General features: G+C 37.3%; 1 pseudogene. It reads right to left on the bottom strand.

Features of this window, described 5'->3' with window-relative positions:
• Positions 1-37: 37 nt before the first annotated feature.
• A pseudogene (locus tag B5P42_RS33340) lies at positions 38-292 on the bottom strand (cytochrome c oxidase subunit 3).
• Between the last annotated feature and the right edge of the window lie 16 nt (positions 293-308).

The raw sequence follows: 308 nt of genomic DNA, 5'->3' as shown, positions 1-308 counted from the left end.
CTTCTTTTCTGCATCCATGTAAAATAGCATGATGGCTTCAAGTTACACTGCATCCAGATAATAATAGTATTAAAGTATTTAATAACGGGATTTGCCACGGACTTAACACCTCAATACCTTGAGGAGGCCAAATTGTCCCAATATCGATCGTTGGTGCTAAGCTGGAATGAAAGAACGCTCAAAAAAATGCAACAAAAAAGAAAACTTCTGAAATAATAAACAGTACCATACCATACCGTAATCCTAATTGAACTGCACGTGTATGATGGCCCTCGTAAGTTGCTTCTCGTATAATGTCTCTTCATCAA

It is taken from the genome of Bacillus sp. SRB_331 (assembly GCF_003264175.1).
Classification (GTDB): domain Bacteria; phylum Bacillota; class Bacilli; order Bacillales; family Bacillaceae_G; genus Bacillus_A; species Bacillus_A mycoides.
Note: the sequence above shows the minus strand (reverse complement) of the source record. Positions and strands in the feature narration are given on the sequence as shown.